Origin of the sequence: Novipirellula artificiosorum, assembly GCF_007860135.1 — a bacterium.
GTDB classification, from domain to species: Bacteria; Planctomycetota; Planctomycetia; order Pirellulales; family Pirellulaceae; genus Novipirellula_A; species Novipirellula_A artificiosorum.
Genome location: NZ_SJPV01000002.1, coordinates 259975 through 281206, shown reverse-complemented (window position 1 = coordinate 281206; position 21232 = coordinate 259975). Strand labels below are relative to the sequence as shown.

At 55.2% G+C, this 21232-nt stretch carries 18 protein-coding genes; 5 read left to right on the top strand and 13 right to left on the bottom strand.

Features of this window, described 5'->3' with window-relative positions; translation table 11 throughout:
* Positions 1 to 116 precede the first annotated feature (116 nt).
* Positions 117 to 959, top strand: a complete 843-nt coding sequence (locus Poly41_RS06840; protein ID WP_146525189.1) for an SHOCT domain-containing protein — start codon at positions 117 to 119, stop codon at positions 957 to 959.
* Between the two features lie 113 nt (positions 960 to 1072).
* Here Poly41_RS06840 and Poly41_RS06835 read toward each other — a convergent pair whose 3' ends face one another.
* From Poly41_RS06835 to Poly41_RS33860, 13 genes are all read right to left on the bottom strand, one after another.
* Positions 1073 to 1303 (bottom strand): hypothetical protein, encoded by a 231-nt coding sequence (locus Poly41_RS06835; protein ID WP_146525188.1) that lies wholly within the window; start codon positions 1301 to 1303, stop codon positions 1073 to 1075.
* Between the two features lie 423 nt (positions 1304 to 1726).
* Positions 1727 to 3196 carry an FHA domain-containing protein gene (locus Poly41_RS06830; protein ID WP_146525187.1) on the bottom strand — a complete coding sequence of 490 codons (1470 nt, stop codon included), beginning with the start codon at positions 3194 to 3196 and terminating at the stop codon, positions 1727 to 1729.
* Between the two features lie 80 nt (positions 3197 to 3276).
* Positions 3277 to 3822, bottom strand: coding sequence for a hypothetical protein (locus tag Poly41_RS06825; RefSeq protein ID WP_146525186.1), 546 nt, complete (start codon positions 3820 to 3822; stop codon positions 3277 to 3279).
* 38 nt (positions 3823 to 3860) lie between these two features.
* Positions 3861 to 4421 carry a hypothetical protein gene (locus tag Poly41_RS06820; RefSeq protein ID WP_146525185.1) on the bottom strand — a complete coding sequence of 187 codons (561 nt, stop codon included), beginning with the start codon at positions 4419 to 4421 and terminating at the stop codon, positions 3861 to 3863.
* Positions 4422 to 4427: 6 nt separating this feature from the next.
* Positions 4428 to 5021: an imm11 family protein gene (locus Poly41_RS06815; RefSeq protein ID WP_146525184.1), complete on the bottom strand. Its 594-nt coding sequence runs from the start codon at positions 5019 to 5021 to the stop codon at positions 4428 to 4430.
* Positions 5018 to 5923 carry an AHH domain-containing protein gene (locus Poly41_RS06810; protein ID WP_146525183.1) on the bottom strand — a complete coding sequence of 302 codons (906 nt, stop codon included), beginning with the start codon at positions 5921 to 5923 and terminating at the stop codon, positions 5018 to 5020. The genes Poly41_RS06815 and Poly41_RS06810 overlap by 4 nt, the downstream gene beginning before the upstream one ends.
* Before the next feature lie 3 nt (positions 5924 to 5926).
* Positions 5927 to 6301 (bottom strand): DUF4150 domain-containing protein, encoded by a 375-nt coding sequence (locus tag Poly41_RS06805; protein ID WP_146525182.1) that lies wholly within the window; start codon positions 6299 to 6301, stop codon positions 5927 to 5929.
* Positions 6302 to 6343: 42 nt separating this feature from the next.
* A complete protein-coding gene (locus Poly41_RS06800; RefSeq protein ID WP_146525181.1) occupies positions 6344 to 7459 on the bottom strand; it encodes a beta-ketoacyl synthase N-terminal-like domain-containing protein in 1116 nt (371 codons plus the stop codon).
* Complete coding sequence (locus Poly41_RS06795; protein WP_146525180.1) at positions 7456 to 8505, bottom strand: DUF2169 family type VI secretion system accessory protein; 1050 nt, start codon at positions 8503 to 8505, stop codon at positions 7456 to 7458. The genes Poly41_RS06800 and Poly41_RS06795 overlap by 4 nt, the downstream gene beginning before the upstream one ends.
* 31 nt (positions 8506 to 8536) lie before the next feature.
* The gene (locus Poly41_RS06790; RefSeq protein WP_146525179.1) at positions 8537 to 10627 is read right to left on the bottom strand and encodes a type VI secretion system Vgr family protein; all 2091 of its coding nucleotides are present in this window, start codon (positions 10625 to 10627) and stop codon (positions 8537 to 8539) included.
* 231 nt (positions 10628 to 10858) lie between these two features.
* On the bottom strand, positions 10859 to 10990 hold the full coding sequence (locus Poly41_RS35395) for a hypothetical protein (RefSeq protein ID WP_261344886.1): 132 nt from the start codon (positions 10988 to 10990) through the stop codon (positions 10859 to 10861).
* On the bottom strand, positions 10987 to 14280 hold the full coding sequence (locus tag Poly41_RS06785; RefSeq protein WP_146525178.1) for a discoidin domain-containing protein: 3294 nt from the start codon (positions 14278 to 14280) through the stop codon (positions 10987 to 10989). The genes Poly41_RS35395 and Poly41_RS06785 overlap by 4 nt, the downstream gene beginning before the upstream one ends.
* A 1063-nt stretch (positions 14281 to 15343) precedes the next feature.
* Positions 15344 to 15610, bottom strand: coding sequence for a hypothetical protein (locus Poly41_RS33860; protein WP_197231125.1), 267 nt, complete (start codon positions 15608 to 15610; stop codon positions 15344 to 15346).
* 42 nt (positions 15611 to 15652) lie between these two features.
* Here Poly41_RS33860 and Poly41_RS06780 point away from each other — a divergent pair, with 42 nt between their 5' ends.
* From Poly41_RS06780 to Poly41_RS06765, 4 genes are all read left to right on the top strand, one after another.
* Positions 15653 to 16207, top strand: coding sequence for a sigma-70 family RNA polymerase sigma factor (locus tag Poly41_RS06780; protein ID WP_197231124.1), 555 nt, complete (start codon positions 15653 to 15655; stop codon positions 16205 to 16207).
* Complete coding sequence (locus tag Poly41_RS06775) at positions 16204 to 17565, top strand: FecR family protein (RefSeq protein ID WP_146525176.1); 1362 nt, start codon at positions 16204 to 16206, stop codon at positions 17563 to 17565. The genes Poly41_RS06780 and Poly41_RS06775 overlap by 4 nt, the downstream gene beginning before the upstream one ends.
* Before the next feature lie 31 nt (positions 17566 to 17596).
* Positions 17597 to 19570 carry a sulfatase-like hydrolase/transferase gene (locus Poly41_RS06770; protein ID WP_146525175.1) on the top strand — a complete coding sequence of 658 codons (1974 nt, stop codon included), beginning with the start codon at positions 17597 to 17599 and terminating at the stop codon, positions 19568 to 19570.
* Between the two features lie 217 nt (positions 19571 to 19787).
* Positions 19788 to 21140 carry a hypothetical protein gene (locus Poly41_RS06765; RefSeq protein ID WP_197231123.1) on the top strand — a complete coding sequence of 451 codons (1353 nt, stop codon included), beginning with the start codon at positions 19788 to 19790 and terminating at the stop codon, positions 21138 to 21140.
* Positions 21141 to 21232: the final 92 nt, after the last annotated feature.

Here is a 21232-nt window from a genome sequence, read left to right as displayed (position 1 = left end):
TCGACCGGCCGCTTCCCCATCGAGGAGGTAGCTGGGACAATTTCGATTCAATCTCAACTCGTGACGATCGCAAATCCAAACTCGTCAAGCATCACTTCTTAGGAGTCTCTTTTAACGTGCCCAATCTGTCCGACGAAGGAAATCAACTGGTCCAGGACCTCGCCCAACGACATGGCCTTTCTATCGATGCGGTGACTCATATGTTGCTTGCCGTCTACAACGGAAACGGCACCATGGCCCAGTTCAGTCATCCCGAGTTTGGTGGATCGGGCCAATGGATGCGAGGCGGGATGACGATGGTAAGTGATCTTTTCAACAACCAGTTGAAGTGTCGAGTTGATAATCTCTGTAGTGACATTTCCAACGCGCTTGCCACGCATCAACGGGTGCCTTTTAGCGGTTCCTTTCAGTCGCAAAATCAAGGTGGATCTTCGGCGCAATCGCAGGCGGCCGGAACCATCGGATCGGCCAACAGCCTGTTCGTTGCTGACGCGTCGTCGAATTGGTGGCCAAGCGAATTTGGCCCCCCTGCGGCGATCGGGTCACAGAACAACGTCCGCTATGCCTACTTCCCAGCAAGTCGGCGATTGGCGGTCACGACCGGTGGCGACGTTTGGGTTTATGACACCTTGAATCACAACATTGGCGGTTTCTCGCAGCAACAGGGTGTGGGGGGATCGATTAACTTCACCAGCCAGTTTGGAACCGTCGACCTCTCCACGCTGCCGGTGATCTCGCCCGCCGGTGTTCCGCAACCGTCCAAGGTTGCATCGGTGGATAACGCAGTCTCGGAATCATCGTGTGAAGTCAACCCGTCGCCGGTTGGGCCTCCCGCGAGTCCCAGCGGTCAGGAGGACATCCTTGCAACCTTGGATCGGCTGGGCGGCTTGAAAGAGAAGGGCTACATCACCGAAGAGGAGTTCGCGACCAAGAAGGCCGAACTGTTGTCGCGGCTGTAGCATTGGTCCCAGTTCCTGCCTGGGTTGAACACGATTTGTCCTGGCAAACCTGTTGTCCCGTCAATCGTGGCCGCTTGCATGAATGAATCATTCGATTCGATCCGCAACTCGTTTCAGCCATTTTCCATGATTTGGCCAGAGTTTTTGCGGATGTACTCGTCGGCCTCCTCGATCGCTTCAAAGGTGATTGCGTCTGTATTGATCGTCGACCATTTGTCCCCAGTCCAGACTTGGTAAACCCCGTCGTGCGATCTTTTGGGGGCACTCTTGCTTGGAGAATCGCCCAAGGTGCGATCCGACGTGATCACGTAGAATTTGCCCTGTTCGCGTGCCATAACACCCATCCACTCATCCTTCTCTCAAAACGAGGTTTCGTCAAATCGAAGCGAAATCGGGAAAACCAGCGTTCGATTCCGCATCCCTTCAAGCATACCCTCGAATTTGCACGCCTGGTCAAAATACTGAAAGGAACACCAAGCCATCGCAAAGCCGTGTTCGTGAACCATCCGGGCTGGATCTTGCTTCGCCGGTGGTAGTCCGGGTTATTCATCGTCCAAACCTATTCCCCGTAATCCTTTGTATGCAATCAGCTTACACCGACTGAGTAAAAAACAGACTGCGCACGTTGGAGTTGTAGGCTTTAGCCGATTCAGGCTAGGGTCCAGCACGCAATCGGCTAAAGCCTACCACTCCAACGAATCATTCGGGCTGGACTGCTACCAACGATCAATTCCATCTACGTCCAGGACGTTGGTAGACGCCGACGGTCACAAGCATCTCCTCAGCGATCCGTCCGTGACTTTGCCTTTCCAAGATCCGTCGTATTTTCCACGCAAACAAGCTTCGTAACGTGATTGCAGGTTGAGTTGCGACAAAACCGCATCGCTTGGCTTGGAGCTGACATCCAAACCGGTCGCTATCCGAATACACGCCGAAAATTGGCTTTGATGTTCTTGCCACCAAGTTTGTGCTTTGGTGCAATCCGGCAAGAACCCTTCGTCGAGAAACTCCTGCTCGAACTCATCCGGTTCGATTCCATCCTGCGGCGGGAGCGTGACTCGGACGTCGGATTCAATTTCGACGCCGGTGATTTTTGTAAATGCGGCAGCGGCGGCAATCGCACTTCGCATCTCTTTGCCTGCCATTCCCTTCAGCAAGGTTGGGATGACCAGGGGATGACCGTAAGCGGCGAGTATTTCAAAACGTTTCGCACCCAAGGTCTCAAGTCCGCCAAGCGTCAACACGGTCGCCTGATCCGAGGGGCGGGCAAGCACGGCGAGCATGTAGAGCAAATCGAAGTTATCAAGCGATGGCTTTGCCGCCTCCTTTCGCAAGCAATCAAGCAACCAAGGTTGCCGAGTCCAGGCGGCAGCGTATAGGGCTTCGCGACGAACCATCTTATCTTCATCGTAGAGTCCCTTTCGAAATGGGCACTCCAAGTCGGATGGCGACTCGCCGCCGCCGACGGCTGACAGCCCAACGTTGACGGTGAACTCCGTACTTCCGGCAGCGATTCGGTCGCCTGATGAAAGCCGCTGCATCGTCACGTGGTTGCCGTTGAGATACGTCCCGGCACTGCTGTTCAAGTCGAGAACTTGCCAGCCGCTCCGTGAGTTCTTGAGCATAAAATGCTTGGCGGAGATTTGAGGATCACGAACAACCACATCCGCCTGTTCCGTCCGGCCTACCGTCACCGTTTGCCCCGAACGCAGCATGATTTTGCGTCCTGCATCCATTCCTGTGGCAATTTCCAACACGGCACCGGCGCTATCGCTCGCAACAAGCCGTCCGGGACTGCGCTGCGTCGATCGAATGTCCTTCCGAGCCTCACCCGGACGAGGCTTGCTTATGGGTACAGAGCTCTGTTCTGGAACACGATCGGGAAGCGTCGATGGCGAAATCGCCGGAGCAATTTTTTGGGGGACCGTCACCGAGGCTTTTTGCTCGATCGAAACTTTGAATGAAGTCGCCCCGGCGACGATTGCGTCATCGTTTTTTAGTGTGGATTCTGAGATCAGAACTCCGTTTAGAAACGTTCCATTGGTACTAGCTAGGTCACGAAGACGACACGCTTGATGATCACATTCGAGTTGGAAATGAACCGACGACATTCGTGTGTCCCCTGCAACGACAAACTCCGCAGCCTCGGTGCGTCCAACTTGCAAACACCCTGGAACCAGCACGGATGTCCGCCGACCCGAATGGGGGCCATCAACGATAAACAATACGACTCGCAATCTATTTCCCCGTGTCTCGTGATCGATGCATCCGTGCTGACAGAATGATCCTTCACGCAGTGCGACGTTGAAGCATAAGGTTAGTCACCTAGCCAAGCAAGTATTTGCATGGAGCGTCGCCGCACGGCCGGATCGTCAGCGTTTTGGAACTCGTCAAGGCGCGACTCGGCTGCCTCCGTCTCGCCAGCACAACTAAGCACGACCGCAATCATCGAGGCGACGGCCAAATTGCTCGTTGGGATGGCGGCTTTCAACTCAGTCATCAGCGAGGGAATGGGCAAAAAACAAAGTGCATCGGAGACGCCATCCAATGCGGGTAACGGTATGTCCGGCAGACTCCTGATGATCTCTTTACCGGCTCCGATTCGAAGCAAACAAGCCGATGCGGCAAAAACCACTTCCGAATCTTCTTCTGTCAGTAGTGGCCTGGCCAATTCAATACCGTTCGCTCCACCGACATTCAATCCGTTGAGGTGGGCTTCAATTCGCCCGTCGATCTCGGAAAGATCGCCGATGCGATGATTTGGAGATTGGATCATCGACTGTCGTCGCGTCCACAAGAAACCGATCTCTTCGAGATGTTCGACCAGCACGTCGAGCATGATCGGAGCAAGTTGTTTTGGCACGGTATCACAGTCACGTTGAGGGCGAATTGAAACTGCACTTAGTTGATGGCGACGTTGCCACCCTTAATTCGTTGAGTACGTTTCGCTTTCGACAAAACATCAATCCCGCGAATCATCAGTTTTCCGTCCTTGCGCATTTCGATCGACGCGTCACCACATCGTAGTGACAGTTGTTCGTCTGCTTCGATCACGACGTGGTCCGGTTGCCGAGGTCCGACGACGCGACTCGGTTGATATCGGCCGACCCGCCCCAAAATACATCCCCGAGTATTCGGGTCAAGCGGCGCATGAACAAGAACGCGATCTCCCACATCCAACTGCATCTGAATGCCTCCGGCTGGAATCAGCACGTCACATGCAATCGGGGCCGCATTCGACGGTGTCTCGATCTGAACCATCACATCGCCATCGCCCGAAAAGCCCAACACCGAGCCGCAACCGATCGGTGAAGCCGCAACAGGCACGGCCGAAGCGGGTTCGGCAGCTTGAGAAGACGCATGCACAATCGCTTGATGGAGCAGGTCATCCGTCATCTCCGTTTGATCGGCATCTCGCCCCAATGGTTTGCTTTCTCTTTCGTTATTGTGTCTTGAAGCCATTGTTTTCTATCCAATCCAATCGGCGGGTTCGACGAATTGCAGGCCAAATCCGCCAGCTTGCTGCAAGGACTCTTTGACCGATCGTGCAATCACAATGCCGGTAACGCATTCTGCCAAACGAAACAGCTTCGCACCGAACGTTTTCTGCGGATCAATCGCGAGCGAATCGAAGTCCATGTCATAGAGGCCGTTGCCGGACGGATCGCGATAATTTGACTCACTCAAATCAGCCGCTTTGATGAGTCCAAGGATATTCGTGGCCAAATAGTCGCGTTCGACTTGTTTGTTTTCGGGATGGACAATCTCCGTTGGAAACAATTGTAGGTTCGTAACACCACATTGCTGCAGTGTCGTCACGAGGTCGCGATGCATGAGCGGGATATTGTCCGCATACATTTTTTTGGGCGGTCCTTCGGTTTCTCTATCCCACTGCAATCGAATCGGCTCGCTCAAGTCAACGGAAAGGGGCGTTCCGAGCAACCACGAATCAATCCCATCAATTTCTGGGTACGATTCAATGTCGATGTAATCGGCGTTTGCCGGCGAATAGCAAGTCAGCATGAAGTACGGCGGCTGATTGGACTGTTGACGATCTGTCATGATCGGCCTGCCATCGCCTTGCGAAAGGCGATCTCATTGACGCAGTAGAGTTCTGCATGGGGCGAAGTAAATAAGGGAGGCCTCCAACCGCTGGGGTCGCCCACCAGATAAGTGACGAGTCGTTGGGAGACTCCGTTGAGTCGACGCACCAGCATGTAGGGGGCTGGGGACTTGTCACCATCGGACTCATTGCATTTCTGGCAATTCTCCGATGCTTTGGCAATCGCCGCCGCCACCTTATTGAGGCATCCGGTAACGAAACTGCTGTAGTTGGGATGTCCGTCATGAAATTGGCGCTTCGTTTGCTCCATCACGGCACTCGTGTAGAGTGTCACAAAACTCGCCACTTGGCCGCCTCCCTCTTTGGAAACGGAGCCATAGCTAACTTTTTTGCTTTCGCCAGGTAGCTTGCGACTACCTTTGCTGCCCATTTCACTGGACAACCCGTGATGTGTCGGCAACCACAACCCATTTTCGGAACCGTTGACATCATAACCGATATCACTTTCGATTTTGCTTCCGCTTGCCGAAGCAGAAACATATTTCATGACGCTGCTTTTCGTGAAGGAAGCTTTCGTCGGAATCAAATGGTGGGCGGCAACCGAGAACGGCAAGTTGATGGTCTCGCCGCCGTCCAAACGAACATCCACTCCGTTGCGATCGTCGCATTCTTTGACTTTGATTTGTTCTAAAGCGGCTTCCTTGTTGGTCGCTTCGCTGTAATCATCGCCGTCTTGTTTCCAAAGTCTCGTGCTTGTCCCCGACTCCATACGACTCCCCAGGGTGGTTGCATTCTTTGAAAGCTTGTTGCTGACCTTTCCCTTTTTGTCGTGCGAAAAGGTGCATTCAATTTCATCGTCGCCGATCATGCCGAAGGCGACGGTTTCACCCAGTTGTGTCATGATTTATCCGCAAATGTTTTTCTTGTTGTGCCATAAAACGTCACTCATGCGACATAGATTTTTCCCTTCGACCATCACATTGAACGAATAGGTCAGAAACTCACAGGGGCCTTTCACGGTATTGCTAATGACGCCGCCGACCGAACCCGGTTCATCCAATGAACTGAGTACGTATTTCTTTCCTTTGACCATGATCGTCTTGCCATCGGCTTTTACGGTCGTCGTCCCCATTGCGTCCGAGGCCTTCCCGAGGTTGGGATAAGGAATGGGAACGGGACCGCCCGGCGTGGGTGTCTTGCAAACATCCGGAAAGACCAAGCTCATTCCTCCGCTCCCTTTGTGAACAAAACCGGTCGTGTTGTGGACGGTGGTCGGCATGATCGTTCTCGTGATGCAATCGAGGAAAAGGAAAAGAAAATCCTACGGAAGTGATTGTATCACAACCGAAGCGCGGGAACCAAAATCGGATGAGCCATAAACAAGTGTGGGAGTGCTGCATTTGCCTGAGCCGATCGCCAGCGCCGCCAAGGCAACCATGACCGCACCGTGGGCCGCGCCAAGATCCCCAAAGCACTCGGCAGGATGTTCCATTAAATGGTCTTGTGCAAAGGAGTCTTGGTTGCGAATGATGGATACTCCTAATTCTCTTGCCCAATAGCGTTCACCATTGAAACTTGAGTAGACGCACCCGATTGGCGGTCTGTCCTTCGCGCTTTCAAGGGTCGCGGTGATGGTTTGGGCAAGCCCATCGCCAAGGTACGGATCATCGCTGCCAAAGTGTCCCGGCTCAAAACCTTGAGCTCCGCCACCGAACACCGCCAGCGGTTCATATCCAAGTTGTTGACAGGTCGAATGATGGGTCAGCAACACGAAACCAGCACCTTCGCCGGGTGTGAGTCCATCGGGCTGTCGATCGCTGCGAACTCGATTCTGCTTGCACAATTCGAACAGCCTTTCGATCCCTAGTTGACTATCGACACCGCCGGCGATTGCAAACGTTGCCTTGCCATTGGCAACGGCGGAAGCAGCTGCGATGCAAGCTGCGATGCCGGCGGAACGCCCCTCGGCGATTGTCTGGCCGGTTGCAATCGCGATGCCCAGGGGACGAGCCGAAGGGGAGGGTTCGGCATCGTGCAGTTGCCGACCTAAGCCCTCGAGTAGCATGGCGGAATCCACGTCGCCGGCCAGTTGTGGTTCGGGAAGGGCAAGGAAAAACGCGGCAGGATCGGGGGCAAGCGAGGAAGCCGCCGCTCTTTTTTCTTGAAGTCGCTCGGCGAGGGAACGGAGCGGGCGATCAGCCAAACGTATTAAACGCGAAGGCATCGTGGCGAAGGATTGCAGAACAGGATCCTCTCGAAGATCCGGCAAACCTTCCTCCGGGACACTCGCCACGGTGATCGCTTTTCCACTCGGATCGAGCACGCCACTTTCTTGCAGTCTCGCGATCCTCGCCGCTGCGGATGCTGCTGTTTCCGCACCCGTGAAGCCAATCGGCGAAATCACTTCCACATCCGCGATCACAATTCGGTCACTCATCCGTGTACCCCAATCGGATCGCGATGTTTATCGGGTGCAACGGAATGAACCGATTGCCGCAAACCAAATTGGCGTGACACAATGTCAACTCGTGCCAGGTCGGTCAAGTGTTTGTCGACAACCATCAAGCCTCGGTAGATCATGGAAAACTGTTGCTGATCGGGATACAGCGTCAAGGTGTCCAGATTGATTGAGATCGGAGACTCCTCGCCTCGGAACAGGGAGATGGTTTCGAGGTCGATTCGAGGTAAATCAAAGGCCCATGACTGGTTCGGTGTTACGCCGGCAAGCCGCACCGACTCGCCACCGACGGCGTAGGTTTCCGGAATCAATTCGGGCACGGCGCACTGGAAGAAACGCTCGTCGAAATCGGTTGGCAAGTAGGGCGCACGACTTTTTAAGTAGGCCTCGTCATAGGTTCCGCAATAGCCAAGTCGAGGTTGCCAACTTGGCGAAATCGGCCCGAAACCGACGGTCTTTCCCGAAGTTCCTGGTCTGCGTAGTCGATGATTCGGATTCTCGAAGTTTGGCATCGCAGAGCCTGGCTCTTCGCTCAGTCCAACTCCGACTGGATTGCTCGGCACCGACGGCCACGGCTTATCCCTGTCTTGACGTCGCAAAACTCCACCATAACAACGCTCATAAACCAAAGGAATTCGATCAAAGTCCTGAGGCGGACCGACTCGGCGACGATCCCAAACGCGATCACCGATGACATCAATCGACTGCTCAATCGAGCCGACTTGAATTGCGATCCGAGATTCTCGTGCACGTCCGCCGGGCGCATACGCATGACCATGGATGAGTACGTCGGTGGAGGGTTTGCAGAGCGTGACTTCGCCCGCCGCTTTGATGCTCGTTTGCGTTGGATCGCCATCGTATTGGTCGCCAACAACCAGCTCGGGTTGCTCGTCCGCCAAGCGAACCGCGTGACCGACGACATTGAATACTGCTTTGACCGCTACATAAACGCTTTCGACGCCCGCCGGATTGGCAAACACGGCAAGTTGTGGTTGAAAAGGGGTATGGTTTTTGATCTGTAGCATGGAATTCGTATCGATGTTCAAATGGCGCGCGTTAGTTCTGTGCGATCTTGCTTCCCTTTAGCGTCATGTTTCCAGCGGACTTGATGTTTATTTTTCCTGATCCCTGCAAGGTGATGTCCTTACCCTTCAACATGATTGTCCCATTCTTCTTCATGATCAGACTTGATTTACCAACCCGAATTTCAAGTTCATTCGCGACGTCAAGCAACATCGTTTTCCCAACCGTGACATTATTCTCATCTTGAACGGTCACCTCTCGATTGGCACCAATTTGGATTGTTTGGTTCTTTGCGATGGTCAGCTCTTGATTGTCCCCAACCGTGATCGTCTGGTTTTCGGCCACTTCGAGGCTTTGGTCCTTGCCGACGCCAAGTGACTCATCCTTTGCGACCGAGACCGTTCGATTGTTGCCAATGGTAACGTTCTCGTTACTTCCCACCTCTTCGGTTCGGTTTTTGCCGACCGCAATCCGCTCGTGGCGTCCGACCTTCTCCGTTCGGTCTCGCTTGATCGTCGAATCCTCATCGCGATCGATCGTTTTGCTACGGTCTCGTCCAACCCAATGCGTTTCATCGTTTTCGACTTCGATGTCTTGGTTCTTTTCGGCGTGCAGCCAAACTTGCTCTTCCCCTTTTTTGTCCTCGAACCGCAGCGCGTTGGCATTGTCCTTGCCCCCGTCTTGGCTGCTGCGCGACAGATAACCGCTTTGGGTTTTGTTTGCCGGCAATTCCCAGGGGGGCATGTTGTCGGCATGATAGACACGACCGGTGATCAGCGGGCGGTCAGGGTCGCCTTCTAAGAAACTGACGACCACCTCTTCGCCCATCCGCGGAATGTCGATGCCGCCGAACGACGCACCCGCATGGACCTGCGAGACTCGGATCCAGCAACTGCTCTTGTCGTCCTTTTCTCCGTAGCGATCCCAGTGGAATTGACATTTCACTCGGCCGAACTCGTCGGGGTAAATCTCTTCGCCGGACGGACCCGTCACCACCGCGGTTTGGATTCCGCTGATGATCGGTTTCGGCGTCGAACGAGCGGGGCGATAAACTCGCGATGAAGGAATGCAGGCAAAACCATTTCGATAATCAAAGCCCTTGTCACCGCGACCGGTTTCATAGCCCATCGGCTCGCTGCCGGCGTGATGGATCGAAGTGATCATCACTTCTTGGCCTTGCTCAGACGAGTCGCGATGTTGGCCGACCGCGAAGGTACCGCCCACTTGAAAGGTGCGACATTGGCTACTGCCGTTGACGATCTCGTGACGCGTCTCTTCGGCTTCCATTCGTAGCTTGGTTTCACCGCCTCCGACGCCTTTATCAGGATATTCGCCGGGGTAATCGTAGAGTTCGAAGTCGGTGATCTTCGGCAAGTCGACGATCGTACCGGTGTCGGTAGCCAGATCGTTGCTGGGTGTCGTGAAGTTGTAGTCGCGTTGCGCGTATTTTCCAGAATGAAATTGGTACTGACGCTGCCAACTGGTTAGGTGGTCCGTGATCGCCATCGCGCTGGTCTCGCGAGGAAAGTCGACCTTCGACTCAGGCAATGCGTAGTAGCCGTTCTTATGGTCGGTGATCACCATCTGGTGCGCGCCTTCGGAGTGCTTAAAGTAATAGCACATCCCTTCTTGTTCCATCAAACGCGAGAGGAAATTAAAGTCGGTCTCGCGGTACTGAACACAATACTCCCAGTCCTTGTGGTCGAGTTGGAAATTGGTGTTGAAGTCGGCGAACGAAAATTCGCCCAAGACCTCGTCGATGATGGCCGGCAAGTTCATCTCTTGAAAAATCTTGCAGTCGCTGGTTTGTGTCAGAAACCATAACCAGGGAACGACTTCGACACGGTAGTTTCGTCTCTTTTGGTCGTCGACGTCACCGCGAGCCAATCCGCTGACGAAGCCATGCCAATGCCGACGCGAGTTGTCACCGCGCTCGGCACTCCATCCAATCGGTGTGCCGACGATGTCTTGTGGTTTAATGCCGGGATCATCGCTAATCAATTCCAACTCGTAGCGGAACAGCCGACTCATCTCTTCACTGCCTGAAAACTCGGTCAGTAGCAATACGTCCTCGCCCAAAACGGTATCGAGATGCAATCGGCGGTTCGCTTGTTTCATCGCCATGGGCGTGACTCAGTTAAATGGGGAAAGAACTAATCACAGCATAGCGCCCGTGCTAGCTCCGTTCTCGTGGTTTTTTCAAAAAGGTTGCGTGTTGATTGAAAAGAAAACAGGAAGTTTTTTTCGAGTTTGGTTTCGCATGCTTTAGAACGCCAGCAAAAGCTATTGCACATTTGACAAAATGGGCCGCTCCGCAAAGCTGAAAAGGTGCCACGGAGCGAATCTTAATCGGTATCAACGTCCCGTGGGTTTCGTCTTTGACACGCCCGTCTCTGCCAGCTTCAACATCTCGCTTGCGGCCAGCAGGAAGGTGCCGGTTCCGCTGGCCTCGGAAATGGGGTGCTGATCGGGGTCGTCCAAGTTCACTCGCTTGGAAATTTCCTCGATCGCCTCACGCGAGGAAAAGTCAACTCGTTCAACGGAGTCAGGATCGCCCCACAGATCCGTACCTTTCCGCTGACCGGTGTGAGCGTCAGACGCAACGTGGACGGGTTGATTAGTTTTACTGGATACGACAACGTGAGAGCTTTGTTCGATCCACCTGCGGCATCAACGACGTCGATTCGATCCAGAGCGAGCAAGCCCTGTGGTTGAGAATCTGCTCCGTGCGACACGGTCTGCCAAGTCTCGCCATCGTCAGAACATAGAATGTCGAAATCGTACAGCCGCGATGCTCCGTCGTACCAGTCAATCTCTAAGCGATCGAAAGAACGTTTCGGGTCGAGCGTCAACTGGATCCAATGATCGGATCCCTCGACAGCCCATCGAGTATCGTTTTTGCCATCAACGGTGTTTTCCGGTGCATAATGGGGATTTTGGCCGCTTGCCGTGACGGGGCCGCTTCGATCCAGAGCTTCGCACCGTATTTCGTGAATCGAATTCCACTGGCTCTTGTCGCTGCCGCGGCACTGCAAACGGAGGTGTTTTGCACGAGTCGGTGCAAGTTGATAGCGGCTGGACGCCCCTTGCTGGGCGACCTCGACTCGTAGATCAACGACATGATCGCCCACCCCTGCTGCTTCGTCTGGCTCGATGGTCATCAGCATGAGAAGGTATTCGCCCGCGGCGAGCTTCTCCGACGTCAATCCACTGCGACCTCCCCTGGGTAGGATCGGCTGCAGAGTCAGCTCGATTGGCTTATCCGACTCGATTCCTGTGCGGCAGATCGCTTCGGTGATCGCGTCTGCTTTCGCAGTGTCACGTTGTGTGCGGACCGCATCGATGGCGAACGTTTTGGCATCGGTTTCCTCGGATCCCAGACATTGCCACATGTCCCCTTGGTCGTCGAAGTGGAACGTGAAGACGCCTCGGCTCTGGGCGAGCAGGTCGTGCGAGGTGGGGGCGAAATTGTAACGGACTGGCTCGGTAGCAAGCATTTGCCGAAAACGTACATAGTGCGGCAGCCACCGCGTATTCATTGAGACGATCAGCCCCTTTTCGCCTCGCGTTAGCCCGCCATGCTGAGAGAAGTTGGCGAATCGCTCAATCACTTCCTCGGGTTGGCAAGTCGCCATGGTGGTTCGAGCCGCGTCGATCTGGCCGGCGAGATGCTGGTTCTTGGCAAGATGGAATGCGTTTTCCGTCCGGTAAATATCGAGAATGAATTTCTCCAAACCCGTGAAGTAGTCGACCCATGCATTGCCAGTCGCGTCGAGCTCGGACCGATCGATCGCGTTGAGCAACTTGAGTCTCCGCCGCTGGGCGGCTTCGGTGCCCGGCAGGTCTTTCAGTTCGTGGTCGATGAAGAAGTCGCTCGTCTCACGTCCGATCTTTGGCATGGTCGTCACCCAGTCCTGAAGATACGCGGCAAACGGTTCCGTTTGTTCATCGCCAACGAACTGCTGGGCCATCTGGCGACATGTCCTTTCCAGCGATTCATTCTCGCTTGACCGCCACACCTGATTGATCAGGCTTTGGAAGTAAAGGTCCAGTGGCTTGGTCGTCCAATGGATGATCCCAAAGCCCGCTGTCTGACACTTCATCTCTGTCAGACAGTCGTGGAAGTTGGGGATTGGCGTGTAGGGTCGGCCGACGTAGTTGCCATCGTCGTGATGCGCCCAAGCAATCGGAATGACAGGCCGTGTCGCAGCGACTTTCGCCACCGCCAAACGCCGCTCGTGGGTGTCGAACACGGACGCATCTTTCAAGACCATCCAATCCAACGGAATCAAGGCCACATCACTGGGCATGAACCGATGGGCAGCCGGCAGGAAGTCGAAGTCCCAGGAACCGAATGCGATCTTTACGTCATCGTGACCCAATTCCGTCACCGCTCGCTGGAAGGCTATAACGATCTTGGCCTGTGCGAACAGATGATGCGAGTGATAAAAGTCCATGGCGTCTGGCGTCTTAGCAACCTCTGCCGCGAATTCTTCCTGCCAAGCCTTGGGCATGCTCTCGAGCGCGAACTCCATCCACGGCGTTGAGCTTTTGCGATGCCACACCACGAGGCTGTCGATCTGTGGATAGGCGTCGAGCAACTGCTGCACCTGGGCTCGATAGAACCCATAGCCTTCGGGCGTCTCTGGGTTCACCAACCACATTTTGCCTGAGGCTTGGCCCATCCAGGCGGCTTCTTTCACACCGATCTCAAACCGTGCATGTTTCGGCAAATGCTCGATCATTGCTTGAGGGTTAGCCGACGTGGTGTCGACATCGACTGCAAAAAAGAGGTCCACGGCACGGGCTTCGGCGGTTGCAAAGGCCTCGGCCATCAATGCTTGCGCGGCTTGGGTACGCTGCAGATTCGTTCCATTCACGGCGGCGTCGCATCCGAACACTGCCGTGTCGAAGACTTCCCCGCCATCGAGTCGGCGGACATCATTGACATGGTTCGTCGACCAATCGCGTCCAACTTGCGTGGAGCTGAGGTAGCCCACCGGTTTCTGCACGCCTTCAAACTTGAACCCTGCCATGGGGTTGTTTCCATAGGCATGGACCATCACCGTGTTGTAACCCATCTTCTGCGATTGGGTGATCCACTGCTGCCACTGCTCGACGTCCCATGTCGAGCAGCCACTCAGAAAGTTGTGCCAGTTGAAGACCACGCGTGTGGGTACCAGTGGCCGGTCACTGAGATTCCAATTGGAGAGCGGGAATGGCTTCGTCGTCGGTTCGGGCAGTGTGTCACCATTGAGTAGGTAGCCCACTCCGAGATCTCGAAGCAGTCCATAGGCACCGTACAGGACCCCCGCCGGATCGGTGCCGCAGAGGATACCGGTTGGTCGTCCGTCGACCGTTGCGTGCGTGACCAGATAGCCTTCGGGGGCCTCCGGCGTTCGACTCCCCAGAAGCTCGTTCAAGCGGGGCATCGAAAGTGGCGTTCCCACCAGGATGTCGGCTGCTCCATCGGTCTGCACCTCAAACCCCGTGCCGGGGTAGAGTTGTTTCAAGTAGCCCGCCAGTTCGGTAGCCGCCAAACGCTCAATGTCTGTGGCGGCCGGTGCGACCTGGATCACGCAGTGGGGTCCTTCGCTCGACGTCGGGCGTTCTTCAGATCGAGCGGTGGCGTTCTCGGCGGCATAACCCGTGACGGTGGACATGAAGATTACTACGGCAAAGAGCAAGAACTGGCGCCGTGGCCGTGAGAACCGCTCGCCCGGTCCAAGGCAATCGGTCGCTTCATGCCGAGGGCCCGGTTGTGTGTGCAATTGCATCGTTCTTTCTCGTGAATGGATGGTTCCGATTGTTGATCTGAAGGAGGCGAAGCCGCAAAGTCACTTCCAAGGCGGCGATAACCCTTGTCGAACTCCATGAAATATCTCGCAGCGTTTGTCCCGCTACGACGGTTTGAGCCCTCAATGATGCTATTTCAATCCAGCGTGAGTATAGAAGATTTTGACTGCTTCGATTGAAATCGCCTTGGATTGCCGGAAAACGGAGCCGACGGCGTGAAAAGCTTCGCATCGACTGCTCTTTGATGGAGTACTCCGGATCTGGCACAGTGGAACACGTGACTAGTCAATCTGGATGATTCGCAATTCGCCAAGATCGTTGCCTGCGGCAAGTCGCTTGCCATCGGGTGAGAAAGCAACTGCGGTGACGGGCATGGGTTGCTGGCATCTCCCACCTTCACTCGTCGGTCTCAACCTCCAAATCGAGACCGCGAAGTACCTTTGCTCCCGATCAAAGTCGAAAGAGGCCGAATAGCAGTGTCAAAACGACAGACTTCCATTCGAAACGTGATGCTCTTGACTGCATTGGTCGTATTGTGGCTGACAGTCTACCGATTTAACTCCTAACTCCTCGTTCGCTCCGAGCCACTTTAGACTGCAAGAGAGATCGTCGGTGCTGCCAGAAGCGCGTCGTCGACATCCAATTGGCGGAGCTGCAGTTACACCGATGCTTTCACGGTATCCAGACTCGGGAAGCCGCCAGGTCGATGAAGCCGGAGCACTTTCGGTGAGGGCCATTTCGGCGTGTCGGTGCCCGGATTGTGAAGACACCGACGCGAGTTTCACCCCGACCGAACTCCGTTCGGCCGATGCAACCGACTTCACGAAGAAATCGCCGTTCCTGGATTCGGTGAACTGCACCTCCGCGCCGAACGGTGAAGGAGACGACCTATTGTGAGTAGCTGGTTTCCCGGTGATCAAAGCAGGTTCAAATCCCGTTGCCTCGACTTTGAAATCCAAAACAGCTCGCCACATTGATTTGTGGTGAGCTGTTTGTTTTAACCCACAACGGTTTACGATCGTTTTCGACCTTCGTTCTACGAGTTCAAAGGGCTTCGCGATTTTGGTCGCTGCACGCAGCCCATTGCTGAAACTCGATTGGCGGCAGGACGTTGCAGAGTTCAAATCCAGTCACCACTTTCGACAAGATACTGGTCGCTGGAGCGACCATTGGACCGCACCGGGCGATCCGCTGAAACTGGCTCGCCATTACCAGTCGCTGCTTGTTCACACCGCTGATGGCCGTGCCTGCCTCGCCTCCGCTCGCGGGAGAAAGCGGACGAAGGCCATGTTCTGCACGATCCGATTGCATTCAACCGGGCAATTTTTGAACATCTTGGAGTATCCTTCTGATATGGACGAAAACCACGAAACTCCCTTCGAACACGAGGCTTTCCTCAGGCTGTTTACCCGATATGAGGGGAATCTGCGCGCATTCGTGGCCTCTCTGCTGCCGGCTTGGGAAGGCGTGGATGAGGTGATGCAGGAATCGAGCATTGTCCTCTGGCGGAAGTTTGCGCAGTTTGACCAGAGTGCTGAGGCCGGATTCCTTGATTGGGCGTTCATGATTGCCCGCTATGAAGTTCTGAAGTATCGACGACGGCAAGCGACGGATCGACTGCGGTTCAGCGAAGACGTTTTTGATTTGCTGGTCAACACGGCGGAAAGTGTCACCGTCACTCAGGATCAGCGGCTGCGGCTGCTCCGAGAGTGTGTGGCGAATCTTGAACCGGCACAGTTGCAGCTTGTGAAGGCCGTCTATGAGGACGGGGCTGCAATCAAAGACGTTGCGGAACAGATCGGAAGATCTCCGACCGGCCTGTACAAGGCGCTGGCCCGCATTCGGAACCGGCTTGCCAATTGCGTTCAGGCGAAGCTTGGCGTCACCGCTGCGGAGGGTCTGATATGAGCGCCGAGCAACGTGATCTTGAGCTTGTGAACGACTACTGCTCGGGGAGCCTGACCGACGCGGACTTCCTTGAACTGGAAGGCCGGCTACGTGAGAGCAGTCAAATACGCCAGCTCCTGGTCGAGTATCGCTCCCTCGAGACGGCTCTTCCCTCGGCGCTTCCTGCGGGCACGATTCAACCGGCCGAGTCCAGCGTGAGTGTCAAGGACGGCGTCATTCGACGGCTGCGGATTGAAGTTGTGGCACTGGCCGCGGCGATTGTGATGCTCTCTACCGGAGTCTTCTTCCTGTGGCCGGAGAGGTCGGTTCTGAATTCAGGCGATTCCGACCGGATCGCTGTTGTGACACAATCCGTGGGCGCGTACCGCGAAACGGGGATTGCCCTTGAGCCGGGTGAAAGTATCGAGGCTGGCCACCTGACTCTCCAGCGTGGCGTTGTTCGGCTGGACTTTGCCAGTGGAGCGACGATCGCGGTTGAAGGTCCAGCAAAGATCGAAGTCGTCGATGAAATGCGGGTCGTTCTGCTGCGTGGAGTTGTCACGGCGACAATCCCGGAATCTGCGGTTGGCTTTGCGGTGGCTACGGACACGGCGCATATTGTCGATCTTGGAACGGCTTTTGGAGTTTCGGTGGGAGACGATGGAACAACCAATGTGTGCGTGTTTGACGGCGAAGTCTCGGTAACTAGAAAAGGCGCGACGGCAAGCCAGCCGGCACTCGTCCGCGAAGGGCAGGCGGTCCGTGCGTCGAAGCAATCGCCAACAGTTGATTCGACGGACTACGAGGTCGCGCCTTTTGAAGGCGCATGGCCCGTCAATTCCGGTGTTTTGCAGACAACAGGTTCCATTCGTTTTGTTTCCCCGGGGCCCGACTTTCATTCTGGCAACTATAAAGACAACGAGCACATCGTGGTGTTCCCGGAGCGCAGCGGTGTCGTTCTGAAAGAAGTGATCCGCGTGGACCTGGAAGATCCCGGAGAATACGCGAGGTCGCGGTATCGGGAAAAACGCACGCTCCCGGTCGGGCGGCGAGTCACGAGTTACCTGTTGCAGTTCGACGCGATCCCCTCCGAACAATTCCCCAACCAGAAGCGAAGCATTCGCGGTCAGATTACATTCGCCCAACCCATTGTTGGTGTGATTACCGAGACACGATTGCTGAGAGAATCAGAGGCCATCTTCGGAAATCCGGACGTGAACTACCCGACCCCACGGGCGGTCGAGCCCCGACCGGCAGGAGATGAGCGTCCGGGATTCGACAGTGTGATTCTTGCCGCCGACCAGCGCACGTTGATTCTCGATTTGAACGTGGCGCCGCAGAAGCTTGATCAATTGCGCGTGCTTGTTGAATCCGAGTAAAGCCCAGACAAAAAATAGGACTCCGGTCACAATGAAATTACACGCCCTGGCCATCTTCGCTCTTGTCGCTTTTTCGGCAGGTCTTGAATCGGCTTTTGCGGAAGAATCGAAGGTCGAGAAGCCCAACATCGTCGTCATCTTCATTGATGACATGGGATTCGCGGATCCCAGTTGCTTTGGCAATCCGCTCATCAAGACGCCTCACATCGATCAGCTCGCTGCGGAAGGCATCAAGTTGACAAACTTCTACGTCAACTCGCCGATCTGTTCCGCATCACGAGTAGCGCTTACCACCGGTCAATATCAGGGACGCTGGAAGATCCATTCGTTCCTGAACACTCGGGCTGGCAATGCAAATCGAGGTATGGCTGATTACCTCGATGCGTCGGCACCGACGACCGCAAAGAAGCTGAAAGCCGCTGGTTACGCGACCGCTCATTTTGGCAAGTGGCATATGGGAGGCGGTCGCGACGTCGACGATGCTCCGTTGCCTCAGGCGTATGGGTTCGACGAATCCCTGGTTTCATTCGAAGGACTTGGCGACCGCATTATCGAAAATAACCCAAACGCCATCGAACGAGGGCGTGCCTTGGGCCACGGAAAGATCATCCCTTGCGAGCGCTGGGAGAGGATGCAGGTCCAGACCGATCGCACGATCGATTTCATCCAGCGCCACCAGAACGGCCCCTTCTACGTGAGACTGTTTCCGAACGACGTTCACGATGCGCACGTGCCGCTTCCCGGCAGCGCCGACAAATTCAAATCCGTGTCCGACGATCCTTACGTGCGCGACTTTTTCGCAGTCCTCGAAGAGATGGATAAGCACATTGGTCGAGTCGTCTCGACAATTGATGAGCTGAATCTCGGAAAGAAAACTCTGATCCTTTTCACCAGTGACAACGGTCCCACCGACTGGCCGAAAAAGTATGCGACAGGCCCTCCGGCTGGCTTCACCGGTCCGTACCGTGGCCGCAAATGGTCACTCTTCGAAGGCGGCATCCGCATGCCGTTCATCGCTCGCTGGACTGGCAGAATTCCAGCCGGCATCGAAGACACCACCAGCGTGATGAGCGCGATTGATGTTTCTCCAACCCTGTGTCGATTCGCCGGAGTTCCGGTCGAGGATGACCTTGATGGTGTGAACCGTGGTGACGTTCTGCTTGGTCAACCATCGCGTCGTTCAAAACCCGTCTTCTGGCAATACGGGCACCCTCACGCGATCCTCAAGGGAGGCAAACCGGAACACCAGAGCCCCACCTTCGCGATGCGCGACGGTCGCTGGAAGTTCCTCGTCAATCCCGACGGCAGCGAAGCTCAGCTTTACGATCTCGAAGCCGATGAAGGTGAGACAAGCAATCTCCTTACTAAAGACTCACAGCGTGCCGCCGCGATGGCCGCTCAAGTCGTCGCCTGGGCCAACGATCTCGGATTCGCGTTCGACAAAAACGCTCGACTCACTGCCCCGGTTCCGACGATCGCGATCCTCGCCAGTAACCAGCTCCTGCGTTTTGTGAACCACGGCGTCAAAGGTGACACGGCTTCGCTTGAGTTGAACGGGAAATCGTGGCTCGACCTCCCGGCGTTCCGTGCTCCGAAAGTGGCTGGAGGCCGCTCGCTCCAGATCAAAGGCATCTTCCAATCCAGTTCCTCATCCGGAGTCATCCTGGCTCATGGTGGTCATCAGGATGGCTATAGCGTCTACCTTGATGAAAGCCATTTGTGCTTTGTCGCGTGTACCAACAGTAAACGCTCTGTGGTTCGTTCTTCTGTGCCGATTACAGGCTCCACCGACTTCGAAGCCAACTGGAATGCCAATGGCGAGATGTTTCTCAAAGTGAACGGCAAACTTGTCGGGAAGGCGAAAGCAGGAATCATCCAGCACGAACCCGGCGACTCCATCCAGATTGGTGCTGATCTAGTTCAGCCCGTTGGGGACTACAAAACTCCGAATCACTTCTCCGGCATCATTAAAACTCTCACGTTCAAGTATCCAAACGGAACGTGACATAGCTGCGTGAATTATCACCCGTAGAACAAGTCCCATGAAACGGATTCGGTTTCGACAGATTCATTGATCTCACGCAAAGGCGCCAAGACGCAAAGATCGCTCGTGTCCCTTTGCGTCTTGGCGCCCTTGTGTGAGTTTCGAGTATTACATTCATACTCGTGGGGCGAGTACTAAGCCGACGACAAACTCAAACATGCGAAAGCCTGAATCCAATATGAAAACCTACACTATGACCTCCCGGCTCATCCTGTCTCTGCTCTGTATGTTTGTGATTTCGACGCCAGCAACTGCCGAACCGCCTGCACCACCCATCTCCCTGATGTGTACTCCAGGCGAACTCATTTTCTCGGACGACTTCGACCCCGCGACGGTCAGCGACCGCTGGTTCTTCAAGGCCGAGTTCGCGCTGCGTGACGGCGCGCTGTTGCGTACGAATGTCGATCCAACGGAAACCAAACGAGTCTTTCTCAAAGACCCTTCCTTCCACAACACGATCATCCAGTTCGACTTCAAACTCGCTGGTCAAACGACCGACCTGCGACTCGTGACAGGCAGTGGCGGTGGCTACAACAGCGTCACTCAGATTCACCCCGAACACTTCCAGGTCAACACACCCGTCGATCGCGACGCGGGGCTTGTGCCCGCTCAACTTGGCGAATGCGTCCGCAAACCTCACCCCGACCAGTGGCAGACCATGACGGTCGAATACTGGGGCGACGAAATCGTTGCGCACCTGAGCGACAACGAATTCGTCCTTGGCAAACATCCCATCATTGACCGCACTCGCCAGTACTTTGCCTTCCAGTTCGATCTCCCCGGTGCCTCGATCGACAACGTCCGTGTCTGGAAGGCCGGCGGCCAGCGCGAAGACTGGAACGAGACTCGCAAAAAGCTCGCGATGGCCCAGGCCAACCGCGATCCCGTCGATCGTGACCCGGCCGATCGCTACAAACTCGCGTACATGAACCTCAAATCCCGTCTCACGCTGGAGGACCAGGCTTACCGGGATCTCGTGGCCAAACACGAAAAGCTCGAAGCCGCTCTTCACGCGGACTACGCGGAAGCCTTCATCTCCCACAAGCAACTTGGCAAACTCATCGCCAAGAAGAAGCAACACATCAAGGAGGCCGACCCCGAATTCAAGATCATGGAAACTCAGGTTCACAAAGCGAGTCGCGCGGAGGACGATTACGTCCTCTCCACAACGCCCGAACTTGCCCGTCTCAAAGAGGACGGAGTCAACAGAAACCGGTTCCCGTCGGAACTGGGTTTGGTCCGCGCCAAGCTCGCAGCCGCCGGTGACAAGCAACTTGCCACGCTCGTCGCCGAAACGGCCCGACTTCAGGCCGCCCTCGAAGCCCGCTTCCCCGAAGCCTTCGAAAGCGTGGATGCCGCCGTCGAAAAGCGGAATGCAAAACGCAAATCGCTGAACAGCGATCCGGAGTTTCAGGCTCGCAATAAAGCTGTCGCCGACGCTGGCAAAGCGGTCAAGGACTACGAGCACGAAGCCGATCCGAATCTCGCGAAACTCGAAGCCGAAGCAAAAGCATACACTGCAGCCAAATAGGTGGAGCAGGTTTGTAACCTGCTTTGTTTGAGCTCAAGCAAGTAAATCTGAACTCCAGTGAACTAGGCAGGTTGCAAACCTGCCCCACGAGC